This window comes from Curtobacterium aurantiacum (assembly GCF_018598555.1).
GTDB lineage: Bacteria > Actinomycetota > Actinomycetes > Actinomycetales > Microbacteriaceae > Curtobacterium > Curtobacterium aurantiacum.
On the sequence record NZ_JAHEWN010000005.1, the window covers coordinates 55,023 to 79,322 of the forward strand.

23 protein-coding genes are annotated in these 24,300 nt (G+C 70.7%); 17 read left to right on the forward strand and 6 right to left on the reverse strand.

Going from position 1 to position 24,300, the window contains the following annotated elements; all coding sequences use genetic code 11:
- Positions 1–94: 94 nt before the first annotated feature.
- From KK087_RS06325 to KK087_RS06370, 11 genes are all read left to right on the forward strand, one after another.
- Entirely contained in the window at positions 95–2,662 is a 2,568-nt protein-coding gene (locus tag KK087_RS06325; protein WP_214564560.1) for a carboxylate--amine ligase/circularly permuted type 2 ATP-grasp protein, read from the forward strand.
- Between the two features lie 58 nt (positions 2,663–2,720).
- Positions 2,721–3,629, forward strand: a complete 909-nt coding sequence (locus KK087_RS06330; protein ID WP_214564561.1) for a GNAT family N-acetyltransferase — start codon at positions 2,721–2,723, stop codon at positions 3,627–3,629.
- 490 nt (positions 3,630–4,119) lie between these two features.
- Entirely contained in the window at positions 4,120–4,248 is a 129-nt protein-coding gene (locus KK087_RS17620; protein ID WP_284732947.1) for a hypothetical protein, read from the forward strand.
- Between the two features lie 128 nt (positions 4,249–4,376).
- Complete coding sequence (locus KK087_RS06335) at positions 4,377–4,820, forward strand: hypothetical protein (protein ID WP_214564562.1); 444 nt, start codon at positions 4,377–4,379, stop codon at positions 4,818–4,820.
- A gap of 588 nt (positions 4,821–5,408) precedes the next feature.
- Positions 5,409–6,125, forward strand: a complete 717-nt coding sequence (locus tag KK087_RS06340) for a GntR family transcriptional regulator (RefSeq protein WP_214564563.1) — start codon at positions 5,409–5,411, stop codon at positions 6,123–6,125.
- Between the two features lie 93 nt (positions 6,126–6,218).
- Complete coding sequence (locus tag KK087_RS06345; protein WP_214564564.1) at positions 6,219–7,241, forward strand: sugar phosphate isomerase/epimerase family protein; 1,023 nt, start codon at positions 6,219–6,221, stop codon at positions 7,239–7,241.
- The gene (locus KK087_RS06350; RefSeq protein WP_214564565.1) at positions 7,238–8,191 is read left to right on the forward strand and encodes a 3-hydroxyacyl-CoA dehydrogenase family protein; all 954 of its coding nucleotides are present in this window, start codon (positions 7,238–7,240) and stop codon (positions 8,189–8,191) included. Before KK087_RS06345 ends, KK087_RS06350 begins: the two co-directional genes overlap by 4 nt.
- Before the next feature lie 16 nt (positions 8,192–8,207).
- Complete coding sequence (locus tag KK087_RS06355) at positions 8,208–8,993, forward strand: SDR family NAD(P)-dependent oxidoreductase (protein ID WP_214564566.1); 786 nt, start codon at positions 8,208–8,210, stop codon at positions 8,991–8,993.
- Positions 8,994–9,113: 120 nt separating this feature from the next.
- Positions 9,114–10,505, forward strand: a complete 1,392-nt coding sequence (locus KK087_RS06360; protein WP_214564567.1) for an MFS transporter — start codon at positions 9,114–9,116, stop codon at positions 10,503–10,505.
- Positions 10,502–12,208: a dihydroxyacetone kinase family protein gene (locus KK087_RS06365; protein ID WP_214564568.1), complete on the forward strand. Its 1,707-nt coding sequence runs from the start codon at positions 10,502–10,504 to the stop codon at positions 12,206–12,208. The genes KK087_RS06360 and KK087_RS06365 overlap by 4 nt, the downstream gene beginning before the upstream one ends.
- Positions 12,205–12,981: a triose-phosphate isomerase family protein gene (locus tag KK087_RS06370; protein ID WP_214564569.1), complete on the forward strand. Its 777-nt coding sequence runs from the start codon at positions 12,205–12,207 to the stop codon at positions 12,979–12,981. Before KK087_RS06365 ends, KK087_RS06370 begins: the two co-directional genes overlap by 4 nt.
- A 9-nt stretch (positions 12,982–12,990) precedes the next feature.
- On the opposite strand, the gene KK087_RS06375 is transcribed toward KK087_RS06370, so the two are convergent.
- Entirely contained in the window at positions 12,991–13,662 is a 672-nt protein-coding gene (locus tag KK087_RS06375; RefSeq protein ID WP_214564570.1) for a response regulator, read from the reverse strand.
- Complete coding sequence (locus KK087_RS06380; RefSeq protein WP_307858373.1) at positions 13,659–14,870, reverse strand: sensor histidine kinase; 1,212 nt, start codon at positions 14,868–14,870, stop codon at positions 13,659–13,661. Before KK087_RS06380 ends, KK087_RS06375 begins: the two co-directional genes overlap by 4 nt.
- Positions 14,871–15,190: 320 nt before the next feature.
- On the opposite strand from KK087_RS06380, the gene KK087_RS06385 reads away from it, so the two are divergent.
- Entirely contained in the window at positions 15,191–16,072 is an 882-nt protein-coding gene (locus tag KK087_RS06385; protein ID WP_214564571.1) for a manganese catalase, read from the forward strand.
- A gap of 82 nt (positions 16,073–16,154) precedes the next feature.
- Here KK087_RS06385 and KK087_RS06390 read toward each other — a convergent pair whose 3' ends face one another.
- Positions 16,155–16,481, reverse strand: a complete 327-nt coding sequence (locus KK087_RS06390; protein ID WP_214529220.1) for a hypothetical protein — start codon at positions 16,479–16,481, stop codon at positions 16,155–16,157.
- An 11-nt stretch (positions 16,482–16,492) separates the two neighbouring features.
- Positions 16,493–16,936, reverse strand: coding sequence for an Hsp20/alpha crystallin family protein (locus KK087_RS06395; RefSeq protein ID WP_214529219.1), 444 nt, complete (start codon positions 16,934–16,936; stop codon positions 16,493–16,495).
- A 226-nt stretch (positions 16,937–17,162) separates the two neighbouring features.
- Between KK087_RS06395 and KK087_RS06400 the strand changes: the two genes are divergently transcribed.
- The 4 genes from KK087_RS06400 to glgX all read left to right on the forward strand — a co-directional run bounded on the left by KK087_RS06400 (position 17,163) and on the right by glgX (position 20,713).
- On the forward strand, positions 17,163–17,345 hold the full coding sequence (locus KK087_RS06400; RefSeq protein ID WP_214564572.1) for a hypothetical protein: 183 nt from the start codon (positions 17,163–17,165) through the stop codon (positions 17,343–17,345).
- Between the two features lie 18 nt (positions 17,346–17,363).
- The gene (locus KK087_RS06405) at positions 17,364–17,900 is read left to right on the forward strand and encodes a MarR family winged helix-turn-helix transcriptional regulator (RefSeq protein WP_214529217.1); all 537 of its coding nucleotides are present in this window, start codon (positions 17,364–17,366) and stop codon (positions 17,898–17,900) included.
- 120 nt (positions 17,901–18,020) lie between these two features.
- Entirely contained in the window at positions 18,021–18,635 is a 615-nt protein-coding gene (locus tag KK087_RS06410; RefSeq protein WP_214543779.1) for a TetR/AcrR family transcriptional regulator, read from the forward strand.
- A gap of 59 nt (positions 18,636–18,694) precedes the next feature.
- The gene (gene glgX, locus KK087_RS06415) at positions 18,695–20,713 is read left to right on the forward strand and encodes a glycogen debranching protein GlgX (protein ID WP_214564573.1); all 2,019 of its coding nucleotides are present in this window, start codon (positions 18,695–18,697) and stop codon (positions 20,711–20,713) included.
- Positions 20,714–20,831: 118 nt separating this feature from the next.
- Here the strand turns inward: glgX and ctaD are convergent, their stop codons facing one another.
- Entirely contained in the window at positions 20,832–22,595 is a 1,764-nt protein-coding gene (gene ctaD, locus KK087_RS06420; RefSeq protein WP_214564574.1) for an aa3-type cytochrome oxidase subunit I, read from the reverse strand.
- 135 nt (positions 22,596–22,730) lie between these two features.
- Between ctaD and KK087_RS06425 the strand changes: the two genes are divergently transcribed.
- Positions 22,731–23,006 carry a hypothetical protein gene (locus KK087_RS06425; protein ID WP_214564575.1) on the forward strand — a complete coding sequence of 92 codons (276 nt, stop codon included), beginning with the start codon at positions 22,731–22,733 and terminating at the stop codon, positions 23,004–23,006.
- On the opposite strand, the gene KK087_RS06430 is transcribed toward KK087_RS06425, so the two are convergent.
- The gene (locus KK087_RS06430; protein ID WP_214564576.1) at positions 22,987–24,195 is read right to left on the reverse strand and encodes a carboxylate-amine ligase; all 1,209 of its coding nucleotides are present in this window, start codon (positions 24,193–24,195) and stop codon (positions 22,987–22,989) included. The two genes, KK087_RS06425 and KK087_RS06430, sit on opposite strands and share 20 nt — an antisense overlap.
- Between the last annotated feature and the right edge of the window lie 105 nt (positions 24,196–24,300).

Genomic DNA, 24,300 nt, shown 5'->3' on the forward strand with positions numbered 1-24,300 from the left:
TCGTTCCGCCGGTCCGGATGTCGAGCGCGTTACGAGCGTGGGTCGGGCGGAGCGGCGGTGGACGCACGACATGTCGCACGCGTAGGTTCCAGCCATGAGTGCAGAGCTGACGCTCGGCGCCGAGGAAGAGCTGCACCTCATCGACCTCGAGTCCGGACGACTTTCCGCGAAGGCCCCGCGCCTTCTGCCCAAACTGCCCACCGACCGCTTCGGCGCCGAACTGCAGCGCACGACGATCGAGACGAACACCCCCGTGGTGCGGACCCTGGATGACCTCCGGCGGGTGATCGTCGACCTGCGCAGTGAGCTCAGGGCCGCGATCGCCCCGGCCGGGGTCACCATCGCCGCCGTCGGCACCGCGCCGAGGTCGGAGTACGCCGACTTCGAGCTGAGCTCCGGCGGACGGTACGGCCGCATGCAGGAGCAGTACCGGATGCTCGTCGACGAACAGCTCATCTGCGGTCTGCAGGTGCACGTCGGGGTGAGCGACCGCGACCTGGCGGTGCTGATCGCCCAGCGGGTGGCGCCCGTGCTCCCGTCGCTGCTCGCACTGAGTGCATCGAGTCCGTTCTGGAACGGGCAGGACACCGGCTACGCGTCGTTCCGCAGCATCATCTGGCAGCGGTGGCCGTCGGCCGGCAGCTTCGGTCCGGTCGCGGACGCCGCCGAGTACGACCGGGTGCTCGACGACCTGATCGCCTCCGGGGTGATCGCCGACAAGAAGATGGCCTACTTCGACGTGCGGCCGTCGTCGCACGCGCCGACGCTCGAACTGCGGGTCTGCGACGCCACACCGGTGGTGGACGACGCCGTGCTCATCGCCGGACTCTTCCGCGCCGCGGTGCGCAGGGCCGAGAAGTCGGTCGAATCCGGCGCCGAGTGGCACCCGCGCAGCGAACCCCTGCACCGTGCGGCGATGTGGCAGGCCGCGCGCTCGGGGCTCAGCGGTGAGCTGGTCGGCCTCGGGCAGCACCCCGAGCGCCTGCCCGCCGAGGTCGCGGTGCGCCAGCTCGTCTCCCGCCTGCGCCCGGAACTCGAGGAGCTCGGCGACTGGGGCACGGTGACGGAGCTGCTGGAGGACACCCTGGCGCGCGGCAACTCCACCGACCGGCAGCGCACCGCCTACGCCGAGCGCGGGGAGCTCGACGACGTCGTCGCCCTGGTGGTCGAGGACACCGCGGGGCTCCCGTCCGGCCGCGACGAGGACCCGGTGGCCCCGATCCCGGGGTACCGCGTCCGTGCCGGTGACGAGGCGGTCGGACCGGGAGCCCGCCCACGCCCCGCGTTCCGTGCGCTCGCGACCTTCTTCAGCGGCTGGGACGCCCAGACCGCGATCGAGCGCTGCGCCGCCCGCGACGTCTGGACCCGTGAGCACCACGTCGGCTTCGTGGTGGACGGTGGTGCGCAGGAGTTCGGATGCGACCTGGTGCCCCGGACGATCAGCGCGTACGAGTGGTCGCAGCTCGAGCGTGGCCTGGGGCAGCGTGCCCGTGCGATCGAACTGTTCCTGCGTGACGCGTACGGCGACCGGCGGATCGTGGCCGACGGCGTGCTGGACGCCGACCACTTCGTCGGCGCGAAGGGCTGGGACCCAGACGCTACCCGGCTGCCGGCGACGGCGGTCCGTGCGCCGGTGCTCGGGTTCGACCTGGTGCGCAACGAGTTCGGCGGCTGGCGGGTGCTCGAGGACAACGTCCGCTCGCCCTCGGGCGTCGCGTACGGCATCGCCCTGCGCGAGCTGATGGACGACGTCGTGCCGGACGCCCCGCGGCCGGCGCACCTGCGCGACCCGCACGGCGTGACCGACCGGCTGTGCCGGACCCTCTGCGAGAACACCTCCGCGGTGACGGGCGCGGCCGACCCCGTGATCGCACTGGTCAGCGACGGCCCCGCCGCCGGCGCGTGGTTCGAGCACCGCAGGCTGGCCGACGGGGCCGGGATGCGCCTCCTGTCCGGGTCGGACCTGGACGTCCGTGACGGACGCGTGGTCGACGCGACGACGGGTGACGTGCTCGACGGGCTGTACCTGCGGATCGACCGCGACGTCAGCGCGCTGACGGCGGAGCACGCTCCCGACCTGGGTGCCCGGATCCTCGACGCGGCGGAGGCAGGCCGCATCTACCTGGCGAACGCGCCGGGCAACGCGCTGGTCGACGACAAGGCGATGTACGTCACCGTGCCGGACCTGATCTGGTACTACCTGGACGAGAAACCCCTGCTGGCATCGGTGCCGACCTACCGCACGAGCATCGAGGTCGAACGGCTGTCGGTCCTCGACCGCGTCGGGGAACTCGTCACGAAGCCGGTCGACGGCGAGGGCGGGCGCGGGGTCCTGATCGGACCGAGCGCGAGCGCCCCCGAGGTGGCCGAACGACGGCGCGAGATCGCCGCGGACCCCGCCGGGTGGGTGGGACAGGAGGTCGTGCAGCTGTCCTCGCACCCGACGATCGGACCGGCAGGTCTCGACCCGCGGCACGTGGACCTGCGGGCCTTCGTCTACGCGACGGGGACCGGGCCGGACGACGTGCACCTGGCCGACGTGGCGCTGACGCGCGTCGCGCCCGAGGGCAGCATGGTCGTCAACTCGTCGCAGGGTGGTGGCGTGAAGGACACGTGGATCGTGGGGACCGCTGGGGCCGGAGGCGACGGCGTGGGGCGGTGAGTGCCCTGCTGGAGCGACCACGCGCCGGCGGCGCTCGCCGCGGGCGGAGAATGGTGGGATGACGACGACTGCGACCGCCCAGCCCCGACCCGGAGAGGTCCTCGTGGCCGCGGCAGCGGACGTCGAGCAGGTCGTCCACCGTGCCACGAACCAGTACGCCTCGGGCGTCGTCGCGGACACCGCCGGGTGGACGGACGGCGATCGACGGCGGATCGAGGACCTCGGGTTCCGCGGCGGTGACTCCCGCGGCGAGGCGCTCCGGACGCTCGACCTGACCATCGCCGACGACGGCACCCCGACGCGGGTGCTCGACGCGCCCGCGATGGCCGCGCTGAACAGCCACCACGCGCGGTTCGCCGAGCGGCGCGGCGACGTCGTCCGCTACCAGACCGACGTGTCGGTGTGGACGGGGATCCCCGCGCAGCCCACGCCGCAGGACTGGGAGAACGTCCGGGCGCTGCTCGGGTCGGGCGGGATGCTCGGCGTCGGTGCGGCCGCCGTGCTGCCCGAGGGGTGGGAACTCGTCGAGGGTGCCGGCGGCGTGCAGCTGACCGGTGAGGCGATCGAGGGTGTGCCGGATCCCGAGACGATCGTGCTGACGCCCGACGACGTGCCGGAGATGACCGCCCTGGTGGAGCGGACGAAGCCGGGGCCGTTCCTGCCGCGGACGATCGAGCTCGGCACGTACCTGGGCATCCGGCGGGACGGGCGGCTCGTCGCCATGGCGGGGGAGCGGTTGCACCCGCCGGGGTGGACCGAGATCAGCGCAGTGTGCACGGACGAGGCGTACCGGGGGCAGGGGTTCGGACGTCGGCTGGTGCTCGCCGTCGCGCACGGGATCCGAGAGCGGGGCGAGACCCCGCTGATGCACGCGGCCGCCGGGAACACCGGGGCGATCGGGCTGTACCAGCACCTGGGGTTCCGGTTGCGGGACCGTGGGGCGCCGCAGTTCGTGCGGGTGCCGTGAGCGGCGTCCGGGCCTCGGCAGTCGGGATCGAACGGCCGCAGTCCCCGTTTCACTGAGCTATCGGTCACCGGTCACAACGCGGAGCGGTCACGAGTGGGGCATGCTCGACTCATGACGTTCTCCTGGTGGATCTGGTCTGCCTTTGTGCTCGTCGGGCTCATCGGAGCGGGACTGCTCTTCCGTTCGGTTGTGGTGACGGTCCGCGAGTACGGGTTCGGACGAGGTCAAATGACCAGGCGACCGGGGGCGCCCTGGTTCTGGACGGGGCTCGCGACTCTGATCATCGCGGGGTTCCTCGTTATCGGCTGGGCCTTCATGCTCGACGTGTGACTCCGCAGGATGGCGAGTCTCGGCCGCGTCTCGACGACCGCCTTGCGTTCGGAGCTCCGGCGGAGCGCGCAGCAGTTCACCCGCGCCCGCTGACCGATCCTCTACCGGGCGGCGTGCCCGGTTGGAACGACCGCCGCGCTCGCCCTATAGCCTCTTTGGCGTGAGCATCTCCGACTTCGACGTCGAGCCCAGAACCGGGTCGCGCTTTGGGGCGGTCGTGCTCGGAATCGCGAGCGCAATCGTCTCAGGAAAATTCGCTGAAGATCAACGAGTCAAGAGCGTCCGCTAGCCGATCCGCTACCGGGCGATGTATGAGGCGGTCTTCTCGGTGTGGGTGCATCCGCTCTGCCTGTTCAATTGCGCAGCACGGTGATCCACGTGGCGTTCGCCCTGGTTGGTGTCTGCCATGATCACCCCATGTCCACGACCCCGACCACCGATGCCCGGCATGGCGGCACACGCCGACTCCGCCCGGTGTCGATCGACGGGCCTCGTCTGGCCGGATGGACCACGATGTTCGTGGTCGTGCAGGCCGTCGCATCGGCGTGGCAGGTCTCGGCGACACAGCCCGGCGTCGCAGACCGCGAGTTCGACTTCCAGTCGCATCCGACCTGGTGGCTCGTCGCGATCAACGTCGCGGCCGCGGCGGTCGGATGGCAGCTGTCCCGACGGATCGATCCGTCCGGAAGGTTCGACCCGCAGGCCGTCCTGGCGTGGGCCGTTCGCGTGATGTCCGTGCTGACGGTGTTGGTCGTCATCGCCTTGCCCGCCCAGATGGTGTGGGTGGTGTGGGCAGTGCACCACGGTGTGCTCGATCCGATCACATTGCCCAACGTCGTGCGGACCGTTCGACAGTTCTGATCGTCAGAGACGAGAAGCACGAGCATGGCGCGAGCCAGATCGCCGCGGCGGCTGCGGACCCCTGGGCTTGCCGACTGGTGACCGATGGGCAAGCGGGCACTCAGGAGCTGATGCGACGTTGCCACTCGCGGCGTCGATGTCCGTGGTCCTCAAACCCCGATGCGTCGACGCGGCTGAGTCGGGTTGAACCGGACGCAACTCGATCGGCCTCAGTCGACCCGAATGCGGACAACCCACCCGACGATCGTCCCCTCGTGCGGGATCCGCGGAGCCAATGCTCGCGCCGCATGCTGCATCGCAGAGCCTGGGATCGGTTCTTGCCCTCCCGCAAAAAAGCCCGGTGAACGGGCGCTGAACGTTCCACGGTTTCGCGCTCCTCCTCGGGGTGCTTAGCAGTGGGAGCCTCGCGACAGTGCGGCGGGGGTCGCGAGCAAGCAGGTCAAGGGACTGAAGGGCTGTGTCGCCCCGAGTAAGTTGGTCGTGGGCCTGGTCGTGCGAGTCGATCGCAGGAGCGGGGCCCGGCGGCGGCGCCACCAGGCTCGGAGCCCTCCCACCGAGCCCGAGTCGTGGATTCTCTAGGATCGACCCATGTCCACGACCATGCCCGGCTTCGAGACGGAGCGCATCACGCAGCTCGGCCTGCGTGACCGCGTGTACGACCGGGTGCTCGAGGTCCTGATGGGCCACGACGTCGAACCGGGCATGCGGCTGTCGATCGACGGCCTCGCCCGCAGTCTCGGGGTCTCGCCGACCCCGGTGCGCGAAGCCCTGGTGCAACTCGAACGCACCGGCCTCGTCACCCGTGAGGCGAACAAGGGCTACCGGGTCTCCCCGCCCCTGGCCGGTGACCAGCTCGAGGCCCTGTTCGACGCCCGGCTGATCGTGGAGAGCGGCGCCGTCGAGCTCGCGGCCCGCGGCGACGTCGACGGCCTGCGCGAGCGACTGGCAGCAGCGCTCGACGAGCAGGCTGCGGTGGCCGCCGAGGTCGCGTCCGTCGGTGCTGCGCACGCGCCGGAGGAGCTGATGGCCCGCTTCTTCCGCAGCGACTGGCAGTTCCACCAGCTGATCTTCGACGCGACACGGAACCCGTTCCTCGAGGAGATGTCCGAGATCATCACGACGCGCGTGCACCGCATGCGGCAGATCGTCGAGGGTGGCGGGGACGACACGGATCGTGCGGTCCAAGAACACCGGGCCATCCTGGAGGCGCTGGCTGCGGACCCGACGTCGGCCGTCGCCGCTATGCGGCTCCACATCGACGCCGTCCGGTTGCGTTCGCGCGCGGACGCGTCCCACACGAGCTGAGGCAGAGGGGTTGCGTTCCAGCGTTGTGCGAGTATCTTTCCTATAGGAAAGAGGTTCAAGGCTGAACCACCACGACATGCAAAGGAGCATTCCGTGACCACTCCACAGGACTGGGTCGACCAGGATTGGGACCCCACCACCTGGACGTCGGAGACCTGGCCGATCGCGGCCTGCCTGCACGGGTTCGCGCAGGTCACCCGCGACGGGACGGCCTTCCACGACGCCCCCGCCGAGGTGTGGGACGAGGTGTTCGGGCAGATCGAGGCCGTCGGTTTCTCGCTCGCCGAACTCGCCGACAGCCACATCCGCCCCGCTGACCTCGAAGCCTCGCGCCGCGACGAGCTGTTCGCCGTCGCGAAGTCGCACGGCATCGGGATTCCCTCGGTGCACCTGCAGCGCAAGAGCGTCATCCAGCCCGGGCACGAGGACGAGAACCTGGCCTACGCCCACCGCACCATCGACGCGGCGGCCGAGTGGGGCATGCAGGTCTTCTCGACGGGGCTGCACCAGCCGTTCACCGACGCCCAGAAGCGGGCGCTCTGGTTCTGGACGGCGCCGGGCCCGAAGGACCCCGACGACCCCGAGGTCTGGAACGCCGCGGTCAAGCGACTGCGGGAGCTCGGCGAGCACGCTGCGAGCGTCGGGCTGCCGATGGCGCTCGAGCTGTACGAGGACACGTACCTCGGCACCGCCGACAGTGCGGTCCGCCTGGTCGAGGAGATCGGGCTCGACAACGTCGGGCTGAACGCGGACGTCGCGAACCTCATCCGTCTGCACCGTCCGGTCGAGGACTGGCGGGAGCTGTTCGCGAAGACCATGCCGCACACGAACTACCTGCACGTGAAGAACTACACGCGTGACGAGGCCGGCGACGGCAGCTGGGCGACGAGCGCGCCGAGCACCATGGAGACGGGCCTCATCAACTACCGCCAGGTCCTGCGCGAGGCCGTCGCCGACGGGTTCCGCGGGATCGTCATGACCGAGCAGTACGGCGGGGACAGCCTCGGCGTCTGCGCCACCAACCAGCAGTACATCCGATCCGTCCTCGCGACGACGAAGCTCGACGCGACGGCGACCCCGACTGCAGCAACCAGCACCGAAGGAGCAATCCGATGAGCACCCTCGACATCGCCGTCGTCGGGTCCGGCTACATGGGCGGCGGGATCGCCCAGGTCCTCGCCCTCGCTGGCCACACCGTCCGGATCGCCGACGTCTCGGCCGAGATCGCCCAGCAGAACCTGGAGCGGCTGCTCGGCGAGACCGCACAGTTCGTCGCCGACGGGCTGTTCCCCGAGGACGCCGTCGAACGGGTCCGCGCACACCTGAGCGCTGCCGAGTCGATCGAGGCCGCCGTCGCCGACGCCGACTTCATCGAGGAGGCCGTGCCCGAGAAGCTCGAGATCAAGCACGCCACGCTCCGCCGCATCAGCGAGGCCGCCCGCCCCGACGCCGTGATCGGCTCGAACACCTCGACGATCCTGATCGAGTCGCTGGCCGAGGCGGTCGTGGGCCCGGAGCGGTTCCTCGGCGTGCACTTCTCGAACCCTGCACCGTTCATCCCCGGCGTCGAGCTCATCCCGCACCCGACCACGAACGAGCACGCGATCGAGGTCGGCGAGGCCGTCGTCGCCGCGACCGGCAAGCAGTCGGCGCGGGTGAAGGACTCGACCGGGTTCGTCCTGAACCGCCTGCAGTACGCGCTGTTCGAGGAGGCCACGAAGATCGCCGACGAGGGCATCGCGAGCCCCGACGACATCGACACCATCGTGCGGACCACGTTCGGGTTCCGCCTGCCGTTCTTCGGTCCGTTCGCGATCGCCGACATGGCCGGGCTCGACGTCTACGCGTTCTGCTTCGAGTCGCTGCAGACCCGCTGGCCCGAGCGCTTCGCCACCCCGCCGTCGCTGCAGCAGCACGTCGACGCCGGTGAGCTCGGCACGAAGTCGGGCGCCGGGTACCTCGAGGTGCCGGCCGACCGCACGCCCGAGCTCGTGGCCTACCGGAACAAGGCGTACGTGGCGATGCAGAAGCTCCTCGACGAGCTCGGCCCGGCACCGATCCACTGAGCCCGGAGCACGAACCATGAGCACGCAGAACCAGTCAGCCGGCCAGCACCAGGACCGCACCGTCGTCCTCACCGGGGCCGCCTCACCGCGGGGCATCGGCCGCGCCACCGCCCACCACCTGGCCGAGGCCGGGTGGGACGTCGGGATCATCGACCTCGACCAGACGGCGAGCGAGCAGGTCGCCGCCGAGATCCGCGAACAGCACGGCGTGCGGGCGGTCGGTGTCGGGGCGAACGTCGCCGACGAGTCCGCCGTCCGCGCGGCCTTCGACACGATCGAGGCCGAACTCCGGCCGATCACCGCACTGGTGAACCTGGCCGGGGTCTCGTCCGCGCACGCCTACCTCGACCTGCCCGAGGGGGAGTGGCACCGGGTGCTGTCGATCAACCTCGACGGCGTGCACTTCGCCAGCCTGCGGGCGGCGGAGTCGATGGCGCGGTCCGGCTACGGGCGCATCGTGAACCTGTCGTCGGTCTCCGCCCAGCGCGGCGGCGGCACCTTCAGCAAGACCCCGTACACGGTGGCGAAGGCCGGCGTGATCGGCCTGACCCGTGGCCTGGCGCGCGAGCTCGGCCCGCGCGGCGTCACCGTCAACGCGATCGCGCCCGGTCCGATCGACACCGACATCATGGGCGGCACCCTGTCCGAGGAGCGGAAGGCCGAGATGGCCGCCGACGGCGTACTGCCGCGCATCGGCACCCCGCGGGACATCGCTGCCGCCATCGCGTACCTGATCAGCGAGGACGCCGGGTTCGTCACGGGCCAGACGCTCAACGTCGACGGCGGCCTGTACATGCACTAGGGCCAGCCGCCCACGGAACGCGCGCCGACCGGGCGACGCGATCCGTGCCTCCCGTCCGGACGACCGAACCGACCGCCAGACGCCAGAACGACCGCACCGTGCTCGCAAAGGAGCGAACCCGTGTCACTACCCCCTGCCCCCGCGCTCGGGTCGACGAACGACCCCGGCCTCAAGTCCGCCATCGGCAAGGCGACGAAGCACCTCATGCCGATGCTCGTCATCCTGTACTTCGTCGCGTTCCTCGACCGCACGAACGTCGGTTTCGCCGAAGAGGCCCTGCGCGTCGACCGCGGCATCTCCGACGCCGCGTTCGCCCTGGGCGCCGGCATCTTCTTCATCGGCTACGCGATCTTCGAGATCCCGTCGAACCTGCTGCTCAAGCGGTTCGGTGCGCGCTTCTGGCTCGCCCGGATCGCCGTCACGTGGGGCATCGTCGCCGCACTGTTCGCCTTCACGACGAACGACACGATGTTCATCATCCTGCGGTTCATCCTGGGCGTGACCGAGGCCGGGCTGTTCCCGGGCGTGATCATGTACCTGTCCGAGTGGTTCCCGAACAAGGTGCGCGTGCGCATGTTCGCGATCTTCTACCTGGCGCAGCCGTTCTCGCAGATGATCGGCGCCCCGCTGTCCGGTGGGCTGATCAGCATCGGCGATCAGGTCACGCCGTTCCACGGCTGGCAGGTCATGTTCGCCGGCGAGGGGTTGCTGGCGGTGTTCGCGGGCATCGCGGCCCTGGTGTTCCTGACGAACAGTCCGCAGCAGGCGAAGTGGCTCGAACCGGGCGAGAAGGCGTCGCTCACCGCGGCCATGGAGCGCGAGGACACGGCCCGCAGCGAGGACGGCCCGAAGGGCATCTGGCGCGCGATGGCGAGCGGGCGCGTCTGGTACTTCACGATCATCTACTTCTGCCTGCAGGTCGCCGTGTACGGCACGACGTTCTACCTGCCGCAGCAGGTGTCCTCGCTGCTCGGGCAGGACGTCGGCTGGCAGGTCGGGCTCGTGACCGCGATCCCGTGGCTCGTCGGGCTCGTCGCCTGCTACCTGATCGGGTCGCGTGCGGACTCCGTCGGACGCCGTCGTCGCTGGGGCACCCTGTTCTACATCACGACCGGCCTGTCGATCCTCGGGTCGGCGTGGGCGGGTGCGAACGGGCAGCCCGTGCTCGGCATCCTGTTCATCACCCTGGCCGTCGCGAGCTTCCTGGCCGTCGGCCCGATCACCTGGGCCTACCCGACGGCGTTCCTGACCGGTGCCGCAGCGGCCGCGGGCATCGGCCTGATCAACTCGCTCGGCAACCTCGGCGGGTTCGTCGCCCCGATCATGCGCACCGCCATCAACGAGGTGGTGCCGACCGACAGCGGCGCGTTCGGCATCGTCTCGCTCGGCGTCCTGGCGTTCGTCGCCGCGGTGATGATCTTCTGCACCAAGTTCTTCCGCGGGGCCAAGGCCGACGAACTGCTCGACACCTCGCACGTCCGCACCACCGACCCGAAGGGCAGCACGCGATGACCAGACTGTTCAACGACCCGGCGGACTTCGCCGACGAGGCGACCGACGGCTTCGTCGCCGCGAACGAGCGGTGGGTGCGCGGGGTGCACGGCGGGGTCGCCCGTTCCACCACGAGCCCCGACGGCACGGTCGCGGTCGTGATCGGCGGCGGCTCGGGCCACTACCCCGCGTTCGGCGGGCTGGTCGGGCACGGCCTGGCCGCGGGGGCCGCGATGGGCAACCTGTTCGCCAGCCCCAGCGCCCAGCAGGTCACCGGGGTCGCGAAGGCCGCGGAGCACGGTGGCGGGGTGCTGCTCAGCTACGGCAACTACGCCGGCGACGTCCTGAACTTCGACGCCGCGGCGCGCACGCTCGAGGCCGACGGCATCCCGGTCCGGACCGTCCGCGTCACCGACGACGTGACGAGCGCCCCCGCCGACGACCGCGCGAAGCGCCGCGGCATCGCGGGTGACCTCTGCGTCTTCAAGGTCGCCGGCGCCGCCGCCGAGCGCGGGGACGACCTCGACACGGTCGCCGCCGTCGCCGAACGGGCGAACGACCGGACGCGCAGCTTCGGCGTCGCGTTCTCCGGGTGCTCGCTGCCGGGTGCTGAGGAACCCCTGTTCACGGTGCCCGAGGGGCGGATGGCGGTCGGCATGGGCATCCACGGCGAGCGGGGCATCGACGAGACGGACGTGCCGTCGGCGGACGGGCTGGCCGAGCTGCTGGTGTCCCGGCTGCTCGACGAACTGCCCGACGGCGTGGCACTCGAGGGCCAGCGGGTGGTCCCGATCCTGAACGGCCTGGGCTCGGTCAAGTACGAGGAGCTCTTCGTCGTCTACCGCTCGGTGCAGCGGCGCCTGGCGGACGCCGGGGTCGTCATCGTGGAACCCGAGGTCGGCGAACTCGTCACGAGCTTCGACATGGCCGGGGTCTCCCTGACGCTGTTCTGGCTCGACGACGAGCTCGAGGAACTCTGGGCAGCACCCGCGGACACCCCCGCCTACCGCAAGGGCGGTGCGGTCGCCGAGCAGCGTGTCGACCCGTCCACCGTGGCGGCGGACGCCGAGGGCGTGGGCATCGGCCCGGCGACCGGCGAATCCCGCGCGGTCGCCGAACAGGTCGCCGCCGGGTTCGCCGCGGTCCGAGCCGTCCTCGACGAGCACGCCGACGAACTCGGCCGCATCGACGCCGTGGCCGGCGACGGTGACCACGGCATCGGGATGCAGCGCGGATCGCACGCCGCCGACGTCGCAGCCGCCGACGCGGTCAGCCGCGGTGCCGGCGCCGGCACCGTCCTGCTGGTCGCCGCGGATGCCTGGTCCGACAAGGCCGGCGGCACGTCCGGTGCGATCTGGGGTGCCGCCCTGGAGGCACTGGGTCGCGTGGTCGGGGACGACTCGCGTCCGTCGGGTGCCACCGTCGCGCAGGGGGTCCGCGCGGCTACCGAGGCCGTGCTCGCGTTCGGCGCCACCGTCGGTGACAAGACGATGGTGGACGCCCTGGTGCCGTTCGACGAGGTGCTCCGCACCCGGCTCGACGCCGGGGCGGCGCTCGCCGAGGCCTGGGGCGACGCCGTCCGCGCCGCCCGACAGGCAGCGGACGCCACGGAGTCCCTCGTGCCGAAGATGGGCCGGGCACGGACCCACGCCGACCAGGCCGTCGGCACCGCGGATCCCGGCGCGCTGTCCTTCGCCCTCGTCGTGGAGACGATCGCCCCGTGACCATCGTCGGGGTGTCGCTGAAGACGTACTTCTCGCACGCCCGGACGCTGTCGTGGGCGGCCGAGGTCGCCGACATCGCCCGGCGACACCCCGCGGTGCGCTCGGGTGCGGCGTCGCTGTTCGTGGCGCCGACGTTCCCGGCCCTCGTCCCGGTGCGTGACCTGCTCGCCGGCACCGGTGTGCAGCTCGCCGCGCAGGACCTGTCGTGGGCAGACGCAGGCGCGTTCACCGGCGAGGTCTCCGGCGCCGAACTGCGGGAGATCGGTGTCGACCTGGTCGAGATCGGGCACGCCGAACGGCGTTCCCTGTTCCACGAGGACGACGCGACGATCGCGGGGAAGGTGCACGCGGCCTTCCGCAACCACCTGCGTCCGCTGGTCTGCGTCGGGGAGCCGGACCGGGCCTCCGATCCGACCGAGGCCGTGGCGGCGGTGACGGCGCAGCTCGACCGGGCCGTCTCGACCGCCGTCGCGGACGGGCTCGCCGGACCCCTGACCGTCGCCTACGAACCGGTGTGGGCGATCGGTGCACCGGCACCCGCACCGGACGACCACATCGTCGCGGTGCTCGACGGGATCGAGCAGCACCTCGCCACCCGGCCCGAGCTGCACGGCAGCACCGTGCTCTACGGGGGCAGTGCCGGACCCGGCCTGCTCACCCGGGGGCAGGGGCGGATCGGCGGGCTGTTCCTCGGACGGTTCGCCCACGACCCCGCCGCGATCGCCACGATCCTCGACGAGGTCGCGGCGCTCGACCTCGGCAGCCTTGAATAGGCATACCTTTCAAGCGTCGCGGGTGCCCGCCAGCCCGTGGTCGTGTGCGTAGACGACGAGCTGCACCCGGTCGCGCAGCGAGAGCTTGCCGAGGATGCTCGAGATCTGGGTCTTCACCGTCGACTCGGTGACGTACTCCTTCGTGGCGATCTCGGCGTTCGACAGCCCGCGCGACGCCCACCCGAACACGACCCGCTCCCGCTCGGTCAGGCTCGCGAACTCGGGCGGCTGCGGGGCCGGGGCCCGTGCCACGTCGGTGCCGAACAGCTGCGCGAGGTCGTTCGGCGCGATCACCGAGCTGCCCTCGTGCACCGCCCGCACCGCGGCGAACAGGAACGGCGGCGTCGTGTCCTTGAGCAGGAACCCGCTGGCGCCGAGCCGGATCGCGGTCGCCGCCGCGGGGTCGAGCCCGAAGGTGGTGAGCACGACGACGCGGGGCAGCGGGCCCGGGACGGCACCGGAGTAGAGCTGCCGGACGGTCTCGACGCCGTCCATGCCGGCCATCCGCATGTCGAGCAGCACCACGTCGGGTCGCACCTGGGGGATGAGTGCGAGCGCTTCGGCTCCGTCGGAGGCCTCACCGACCACGCGCATGTCGTCCTGGGCGTCGAGCACCACCCGGAGCCCGGCGCGGAACAGCGCCTGGTCGTCGGTGAGCAGGATCCTGATCGGTTCGGTCATCGGACGGGTCCCCCTTGGACGTCGAACGGGATGCGGGCGCGTGCGGTGAACACGTCGTCGAGGACGGCGGCGTCGAACGACCCACCGAGGGCGCCGAGGCGCGAGTCCATGCCGTCGATCCCGCGGCCCGAGCCCGCGGTGGTGCCGTCCCCGACGACGTTCTCGACCTCGAGCACCAGGTCGGCGCTCCGCCAGGTCTCCCGCACGACCACCGGGTTGCCGGGGGCGCCGTGGCGCAGGGCGTTCGTCAGCATCTCCTGCAGCACGCGGCGGGCGGCGGTGCCGGCGTCCGGGCGCAGGCCCAGCGGGACCCCGCGGACCGTGCGGTCGACCTCGACCCCGGCGTCGCGGATGCCCTGCACGATCTCCTCGAGCGAGCCGGGCCCGGTCGCCTCGGACGAGCCGTCGATGTGCCCGAGGACCTGGCGGACCTCGACCAGGGAGCTCCGTGCGGTGCTCGCGATGGTGGCGCTGACGGCACGGATGCGGGCCTCGTCGTCGAGGAACGGCACCGAGTCGGCCTGCGCGATGATCACCGCGAGCGAGTGGCCGACGACGTCGTGCACGTCGCGGGCGATGTCGGCGCGGATGCGTTCGGACTCGGCGACGTCGATGGCGCGGGTGGCGGTGGCCTCGGCCTCGGTGGCGACGGCTTCGGCGCGGGAAGCGGCGGCTTCGGCGTCGGCTCGGCGCTCCGACTCGCGGTCGCGGGAGCGGAAGGCCCGGACGGCGACCCCGCCCGCCCAGACCCCGAGCAGCGCGGTCACCGGGGCGGCCATCGCCAGGAAGGCCTGGTCGCGCGGGCCGTTGATGAGCACCAGGAACCGGAAGCCGGTCGACGCCAGGTATACGGTCGCTCCCGCACCGGCGACGACCGCGAGCACGCCGGAGACGACGACCTCGGTGCGGGTACCCACGACCGCGGCGGTGCCGATCACGACGAACAGTGCGAGGTCGACCAGCGAGGGGCGCTCGCCGCCGCCGACCTGGACGACCCCGAGGACGACCACCATCACCATCGCGGCGGACGGGGAGACGCGGCGCAGGGCGATCGCGACGGACGCCGACAGGACGGCGGCGAGACTCGCGTGCTCGAGCTCGAGGTCGATGGGCAGCAGGAAGACGAACGCCGCCAGGACCGCCCAGGTGACGTCGATGACGATCGACCGGGTGGCGAGCGGCCGGAGGAACCTGCCCCGTTCGGTCACGAGAGCGATCCTCCCATGCCGCACCGGCGTCACGCGGGCGGCGTCATGGCCATGAGTGCGACGACGGTGGCGACCACGATCGCCGCGCAGAGCAGCAGCGTGGCGATCGTGTGCTTGGTGGAGGTCTGCATGCTCCCAGCCTGCGGAACCGGACGGCCGAGGGCATCGGGCGGCGGACCGAAGCGCCTCGTCCTGCCGGGTGAAGCCGGCCGTGTGCAGCCGGTCGTCTGCGCGATCCGGCCACCTTGGACGGCCGCTCAGTGCCCCCGGCGAACGATCGGGCCTGCAATCGCTCGATCGAGACGACGAAGGAGCACGATTTGTTCTTCCACAAGCAGGAACTCCAGTTCAAGGCCACGCCCGACAAGCCCGACGCGATCTACGCCCGCAAGCTGCAGGAGGTGCTCGGTGGCCAGTACGGCGAGATCACCGTGGCGCTGCAGTACCAGTTCCAGGGGTGGAACATGCACATCCCCGGCAAGTACCGGGACATGGTCTTCGGCATCGGTGCCGAGGAGATGGGGCACGTCGAGATGCTCGCGACGATGATCGCCCAGCTGCTCGAGAAGTCCCCGCTCGGCATCACCGAGGACGCCCTGCAGGACGACCCGACGGTCGCCGCGGTGGTCGGCGGGCAGGACCTGCAGCACGCCATCGTCGCGGGTGCGGGTGCCCGTGCGGCTGACAGCAACGGCAACCCCTGGCAGGGCTCGTACATCACCGCCAGCGGCAACCTGCTCGCCGACTTCACGGCGAACGAGAACGCCGAGATGCAGGGCCGGATCCAGGCCGCGCGACTCTACCACATGACCGACGACCACGGCGTCCGTGACCTGCTGTCGTTCCTCATCGCACGCGACACGATGCACCAGAACATGTGGGCGACGGCTGCTGCCGAGCTCCGCGAGAAGGGCATCGAGGACTTCCCGGTCCCGAACAACTTCCCGCAGGCGAAGGAGAACCAGGAGGTCAACTACCAGTACCTCAACTTCTCCGACGGTGCCGAGGCGAAGAACGGCCCGTGGGCGAGTGGCCCGTCGTTCGACGGCAAGGGCGAGTACTCGTACCACGACGGCCCCACCACCTCGGCCGCGTACCCCCCGCCCACGCACCCCGACGTCCGGCTCTACGGCACCACAGAGATCCCGAACGTCGTCGAGAAGACGGCCGGCCTGGTGCAGGACAAGCTGAACAAGGAGTAGTCCCGACGGTCGCCCACGCGACCGACGGAACCACGGGAGGCCCGGCGCACGACGTGCGCCGGGCCTCCCGTCCGTCAGGTGGTCACCGCACCGGCGGGGCGGACCCGCCCACGGTCATCAGCGCCCCCGTCTCGGGTTCTTCGTCACGTGGTGCCTCGAAGATGCCCGAGTAGGCGCGGGCGGCGCTCCACCCGGCGATCAGCAGGGCCGTGCCGAGGACCGCGGCGACCCAGGGGGCCAGGAACGACTGCTCGACGAGCCGGGGCGCGGCGACCCAGGCCAGGAAGGTGCCGGTCAGGCTGCCGGTGGCTCCGAGGAGCACGGCGGTGCGCCGGTCCAGGCTCGTGAGCGCGAGCGCCGCGGTGACGACGAGGACGGCGACCACCGCGTTCAGCAGGACGGACGTCATCGCTCAGCTCCTCACTCGGCGGTGGTGCCGGAACCGACCGCGAGCTGCTCGGATCCGCCGCCGACGGAGACGGCGATCTTGCGGGGCTTCGCGGACTCCTTGACCGGGATCGTGATGCTCAGCACGCCGTTGTCGTACCCGGCGGTGATGCGCTCGGCGTCCAGGCCGTCGCCGAGCGTGAGCTGCCGGACGAACGTGCCGGGCTGGCGCTCACGCGTGATCCACTGCGAGCCCTCCGGGGCACCGAGGGTGCGCTCGGCGCGGATCGTCAGGACGGAGCCGTCCACGTCGATGTCGACGGAGCCCGGGTCGATGCCGGGCAGGTCGACGTCGAGGACGTAGTGGTCCCCGGTGCGGTACAGGTCCATCGGCATCGAGCGCGGGCCGGCGGCGGTGCCGAGGAGCGAACCCGCGAGTCGGTCGAGCTCGCGGAACGGGTCGAAGTTCATCGTCATCGAAATCAACTCCTTCGTGGTTCTCGTTGAGTCCCCTCGACTCAACTGCCACCGTTTTAGCACTCGACCCTTGTGAGTGCCAAAAGAACGCTCAGAGGACGCCGAGAACCGTTCGGCGCGCAAAACGTACACAGTGCAAATGGTTCGTTGAACTGACCGTTCACTTTGTGAAAGAGTTCAGCCGTCCGCAGGGGACACACGGCAAGCGAGAAGGGCGGGACACGACATGCACAGCACGTACTCCGGGATGCCTCGGACGGCACGGATCGGTGGCAGCCACACGCGCGTCGGTCTCACCGACCCGGCGATCATCGACGCGTACGTCGCGCGTCGCATCCAGGACCCGTCGCTGCTCGCCGGTCGTTCCGAGCCGTCCTACGCGGACTTCTTCACCACCCCTGCCGCATAGCAAGGAGCGCATGACCCCATGCCGTTGACCGTCGTCCGTCGAGAGCACGTCCACCTCTACGCCCGCGAACCAGAGTCCCGGGCCGCGAAGACCGCCGTCGAGGCGCTGCTCCGCCTGCAGCACGCCGAGGACCAGCAGATCGAGTCCGCCCGCATCGAGAGCGGCCTGTCGAAGAACGAGTTCCTCGCGGTCCGGTACATGCTCCAGGCGCACCGGGACGGCCGGACGATGGGGCCGAAGGACCTCGCCGTCATGCTCGCCGTCTCGAACGCCTCGGTCACCAAGATCGTTGACGGGCTCGTGCAGAAGGGGCTGCTGTCGCGCACGGCGCACCCGACCGACCGTCGTGCGCAGGTGCTCGCCCCGACCGACCAGGCCGCCGAGAAGATCGACGCCTCGTACGCGCGCTTCCACGCGGCCGTCGTCGAGGTGCTCGAGCAACTGCCCGACGCGGACAACGCGATCCTGGCGGACTCGCTCACGAAGATCGTCGACGCGCTCGCCGCGGGCTCGCCCGCGCCGGTCGACGAGTACACGGTCGACGACGAGGACTGACGCGAGCGCACCCGGCTGACGCGGCCCGGCCGGTGCGACGCGACCCGGTGCGGACGGGAGGCCCGTGGTGCGCCCGCCACGGGCCTCCCGAGAAAAACCTTCCAGCGGTAAGTTGGGTGCATGACCCACCCCGCGGACGACGCCGACGCGGCCCAGCCGCGCCGCGGCGGGTACCGCAAGGGCGCCGAGCGGCGCACCCAGATCCTCGACGAGATGATCCGCATGGTGGCGGAGCAGGGCGTCGACGCATCGTCGCTCCGCTCGGTGGCCGAGGCCCTCGGGATCACGCACGCGGCACTCCGCCACTACTTCCCGAGCCGCGACGAACTGCTGCTCGCGGTCTACCGCGAGCACGAGGTCCGTGAGCAGGGCGCGCCCGACCGGATGAAGTCGGCGATCGGCGACATGCGCGAGAGCGCGTCGCGCAACCGGGCCGTGCCGGGGCTCGTGCAGCTGTACACGACCCTCGCGGCCGACGCCGTGCAGGAGGGCCACCCGGCCACGCGGGAATTCATGCGCGAGCGGTTCGCCCGGCTGCGTGCGGAGCTCGCCGCGTTGATCGAGGCGGACCAGGCGAGCGGCCGGATCCGTGCCGACCTGGACCCGGTCGACCTGGCGAGCCTGAGCATCGCGGCGTCCGACGGGCTGCAGGTCCAGTGGTTGCTCGACCCCGACGCCGTCGACGGCGAGCGGGTGCTGCGACTGCTCGAGCAGCTCGTCCCGCCGGTGCGCTGAGCGGCCAGGGGTACGCCCAGACCGCCGGTGGCACAGCGACCGGCCGGTAGAAGGGCAGCATGACCACTTCCACGCGCACCCCGCTCGGCGTCACGCTCGTCGACGGGGGCGCCAACGTCGCCCTGTTCTCGAGCACCGCCGAGCGGGTCGAGTTCTGCACCTTCGACGACGACGGCACCGAGCACCGCACCGAGCTCCGCAACCGCACCGGCTACACCTTCCACGACGTCGTGCCCGGCGTGACCATCGGCACCCGCTACGGCTTCCGCGTGCACGGAGCGTGGGACCCCGCGAACGGCCTGCGCCACAACGGCGCGAAGCTCCTGCTCGACCCCTACGCCACGGCCGTCGACGGCACCTACGAGTGGGGCCAGGCCCTGTTCGGCCACGACATGGACAATCCTGAGCAGCTGGACGACACCGACTCGGCCAGCGCGATGCCGAAGTCCGTCGTCGCCGACCGGTCCTTCGACTGGGACGGTGACACCCTGCTGCGGACCCCGCTCGCCGACACCGTCGTGTACGAGGTGCACGTCAAGGGCTTCACGAAGCAGCACCCGGACGTCCCCGAGGAGATCCGCGGCACCTACGCTGGCATGGCCCACCCTGCCGCGATCAAGCACCTCACCGACCTCGGCGTCACCGCCGTCGAGCTGCTGCCGACGCACCAGTTCGTGCAGGACTCGACGCTCCTCGACAAGGGGCTCCGCAACTACTGGGGCTACAACAGCATCGGCTTCTTCGCGCCGCACGACGAGTACTCGTCCGCAGGCAGCGCCGGGCAGCAGGTCGCCGAGTTCAAGGCGATGGTCAAGGCCCTGCACGCCGCGGGGCTCGAGGTCATCATGGACGTCGTCTACAACCACACCGCCGAGGGCAACCACATGGGCCCGACGCTGTCGTTCAAGGGGATCGACAACCGGTCGTACTACCGGCTGGTCGAGGGTGACGAGGCCAACTACTTCGACACCACCGGCACCGGCAACAGCCTGAACGTCGGGCACCCGGCGGCCCTCGGGCTCATCATGGACTCGCTCCGCTACTGGGTCGAGGAGATGCACGTCGACGGCTTCCGGTTCGACCTGGCCACGACGCTCACCCGCCAGGACGGCGAGGCCGAGAAGCACTCCGCGTTCCTCGACATCATCCACCAGGACCCCGTGCTGCGCGAGGTCAAGATGATCGCCGAGCCGTGGGACACCGCCGGCTACCAGGTGGGCGGGTTCCCGGCCGACTGGTCCGAGTGGAACGGCAAGTACCGCGACGACCTCCGTGCCTTCTGGCGCGGCGACGAGGGCGCGCTCGGCGACGCCGTCCAGCGGGTCCTCGGCAGCCCGGACGTCTACGAGGGTTCGCGCCGCTCGCCGCTCTGCTCGATCGACTTCGTGACCGCCCACGACGGTTTCACGCTGGCCGACCTGACGATGTACGCCGACAAGCACAACGAGGCGAACGGCGAGGACAACAACGACGGTGAGAGCGACAACACCTCGTTCAACGGCGGCATCGAGGGGCCGACCGACGACGGCGCGGTGAACGACTACCGAGACCGCCAGCGCCGCAACTTCCTCGGCACCCTGCTGCTCTCCGCCGGTGTGCCGATGATCCTGGGCGGCGACGAGCTCGCGCGGTCGCAGGGCGGCAACAACAACGCGTACTGCCAGGACGACGAGATCTCGTGGTTCGACTGGGCCGCGGCCGACCAGGACCTGCTCGCCTTCACCACGGCGGCGATCGCGTTCCGTCGAGAGCACCAGGCGCTGCGTCCGGAGTGGTTCCGCACCGCGCCCGGTGACTCGGAGTCGACGGTGACCGTGCTCCGTGCCGACGCCGCCGGGTTCGAGGACGGCGACTGGGCCGACGGTGGCAACCGGGCCGTGACGCTCGTGCTGCACCAGGGCGACGACACCGTGGCCGTGCTGCTGAACGCGTCGGACACCACGGTGGAGTTCACGCTGCCGGAGCGTCCGGGTGGGGGCAGCTGGTCCCTCGGGCTGTCGAGCGACCCCGACCAGGCCGTGGTGGGCGACGCGGCGACGCTGCTCGTGCGCGACGCGTCCTTCACCGCGTTGGTCTGACGGGTTCGGGGGCTGCGGTTCGCGTCCCGCTGTTCGTGTCGCGCTGCTTCGCTTGGTGAGCAGAAATGGTCGGGTTCCCGTTCGGGACCCGACCATTCCTGCTCAGCAAGTGCCGCCGTCAGAACTTCTGGTCGGTGTCCTTCGGGTTGCGGGTCTTGCCCGTGGCCTGGTCGTGGGTGGCCGCGTCGGGGGCGTCCATCGCCGGACCCACCCCGACCGGGACACCGGCCTCGGGGTGGTTCAGGTCGAACGCCGGCGACTCCGACCGGATCCGCGGCACCGATGTGAAGTTGTGCCGGGGCGGCGGGCAGCTCGTCGCCCACTCGAGCGACCGGCCGTAGCCCCACGGGTCGTTGACGAGCACCTTGTGACCCTTCCGCATCGTCTGCACGATGTTCAGGAAGAACGGGATCATCGACGCGGCCGTCAGGATCGCACCCACCGTCGAGACCTCGTGCAGCCAGGTGAAGTCGTCCTCCTCGAGGTAGCTGGCGTACCGGCGGGGCATCCCGATCACCCCGAGCCAGTGCTGGATGAGGAACGTCATGTGGAACCCGATGAAGAGCATCCAGAAGTGCACCTTGCCGAGCCGTTCGCCGAGCATCTTGCCGGTGAACTTCGGCCACCAGAAGTAGAAGCCCGAGAACATCGCGAAGACGACGGTCCCGAAGACGACGTAGTGGAAGTGCGCCACGACGAAGTAGGTGTCGTGGACGTGGAAGTCGAGCGGCGGCGACGCCAGGATCACGCCGGTCAGCCCACCGAACGTGAAGGTCACCAGGAACCCGATCGCCCACAGGATCGGTGTCTCGAACGTCACCGAACCGCGCCACATCGTGCCGACCCAGTTGAAGATCTTCACGCCCGTCGGCACCGCGATGAGCATCGTGAGCAGGGAGAACCACGGCAGCAGGACCCCACCGGTCGCGAACATGTGGTGCGCCCAGACGGTGATCGACAGGGCGGCGATCGAGATGGTCGCGTACACGAGCGTCTTGTACCCGAAGATCGGCTTCCGGCTGAACGCGGGGAAGACCTCGGAGACGATGCCGAAGAACGGCAGGGCGATCACGTAGACCTCGGGGTGCCCGAAGAACCAGAACAGGTGCTGCCACAGCAGCGGACCACCGTTCGCCGGGTTGAAGATCTGCGCGTCGAAGACCCGGTCGAGCAGCAGACCGAACAGCGCCACCGCCAGCACCGGGAACGCCATGAGCACGAGGATCGACGTGATGAGCACGTTCCAGGTGAAGATCGGCATCCGGAACATGGTCATGCCCGGCGCGCGCATCGTCACCACGGTGGTGATGAAGTTCACGGAGCCGAGGATGGTGCTGAACCCCGTCATGCTCAGGCCGGCTACCCAGAGGTGCCCGCCGACGCCCGGCTCGAAGGTCGTGTCGGACAACGGCGCGTAGGCCGTCCACCCGAACGCCGCCGCCCCGCCCGGTGTCAGGAACCCGCCCATCGCCACCAGGCTGCCGACCGCGTACAGCCAGTACGAGAACGCGTTCAGCCGGGGGAACGCGACGTCCGGCGCCCCGAGCTGCAGGGGCATGATCGCGTTGGCGAAGCCGGCGAACAACGGCGTCGCGAACAGCAGCAGCATGACCGTGCCGTGCATGGTCAGCAGCTGGTTGTACTCCTCGCGCGTCTCGAGCACATCGAGCCCGGGCGTGAACAGCTCGGTCCGCATCACCACGGCCATGACACCGGCCAGGCAGAAGTACCCGAACGACGTCACCAGGTACAGGTTCCCGATCGTCTTGTGGTCGGTGGAGGTGTGCCAGTGCACGAAGCGCGCGCCCAGGCGGACGGGGTGCTTCGGCCCGATCTCGGACGGCTCCTCGCCGAGGACGGGTGGGTTCCTGAGGTCGGTCATGGGGTGCTCCCATCGGTTCGTTCGGAAAGCGCGACGCTGATCGAGCCGTCATCTCCGGTCAGGTTGATTCTGTCCATCGGGTGCGCAGAGTGTCCCAAGGAAAGAGTCGGAGGCAGCGAGATGTGGATACGTGTGGTGCTGCCTCGGGAGGTCCAGGCGAAGAAACTCCCCGGCGTGCTGCGTCGGGCATGGCTGGCGGGCTTCTCGACCCGCGTCCTGCCGGTGCGGCCCGCCGGGTGCGACGACCCTGCATGGACCCCCGTCGAGTTCCTGCTCGACGTCGAGTCGCCGAACACCGGGTGGGCCGAGGCGTTCGAGATCGAGTTCACGAGCGCGATGACGCCCCGCTGCCGACGATCGATCCGGGGCCGCGGGTGCCGTCTCGAGCCCATCAGCGCTCCGCTCCGGTGAGATCGGAGCCCGCCGCCCCGGCCTCGACGACCGGGGCGGCGGCACGCTGCTCCGAGGCGGTCGCCGGACGCTGCCCGGGGGCGACCCGGCCCGTCCGCGCGCGCATGTTCGTCATCGCCGCGGCCAACGCGACCTGGCCGAGGTCGCCCGTCGCCGCGTAGGCCGCACGCTGCCGTGCCGCCCCGGTGCCGCGGGCGAAGAGGTCGGCCAGACCCCGTTCCACGAGCTGGTCGTCACCGTTCGCCGTCAGTGCCGGCAGCACGTGCGCGAGCAGGAGGGTGACGACCTCACGGGCGGGGGCGGCGTGGCCGGTCAGGGGGTCCACCAGCTCGCCCTCGAGGCCCTCGAGTGCGGCGCGCCAGTTCGCCAGGCGGACGGTGCACGCGGGGGTGTCGCGCTCCAGTGAGCCCGAGCGCCACTGCTCGGCCGCGGTGTCGACGAGGGCACGGACGATCCCGGCGATCGTCACGGTCACGCCCGGGTCGAGCGGGACGTCCGCCACGCGAACCTCGACGGTGGGGTGGTTCCGCGACAGTCGTGCGTCGAGGTAGAGCATGCCCTCGTCGAGCAGGGCTCCGGTGCGGAGCATGCTCTCGGTGACGGTTCGGTACCGCTCCTCGGAGCCGAACCGCTCCATCGGTCCGGCGGACGGCCACTGGTTCCAGGCGATCGAGCGGAAACTGGCATGACCGGTGTCATTCCCCGCGTGGAAGGGTGAATTGGCGCTCAGGGCGATGAGGATCGGCGTCCACGTCCGGATGCGGTCGAGCACGGCGACGCCCTCGGCGGGGGAGTCGATCGACACGTGGACGTGCAGGCCGCACGTCAGGCTGTGCCGCGGGATGGTGCCGTACCGCTGCACCATCCGGCGGTACCGCGCGCCGTCGCTGACGTGCGGGGTCACCGTCGTGGGCGAGGCGGCGAGCGGTGCGGCGTGCGCACCGAAGCCGTTCGCGACCTGTTCGACGAGTGCTCGGTTGTCGAGCACCTGCCCGCCGAGCGCCGCCAGGGAACTGTGCGGTCGGGTGATCACCTCGATCATCTCGCGCTGCATCTCGCCGACGACCCCGCCGGGGTCGGGCACCCGTGTCGCCTTCGCACCGGCCAGCACACCGTCGGCGACCGGCACGGGCACACCCGTCGACCGGTCGATGAGGAGCAGCTCCTCCTCCACACCCATGGTTCTCATCACCCGAGTGAAGAAGGGCGTGACTTCGGGCCGTTCCAGATGGCCGACCAGCGCGGATGTCCTGGCCGAACCGCGCGGCACGGTCCACCGAGCGCAGGGTCGGGC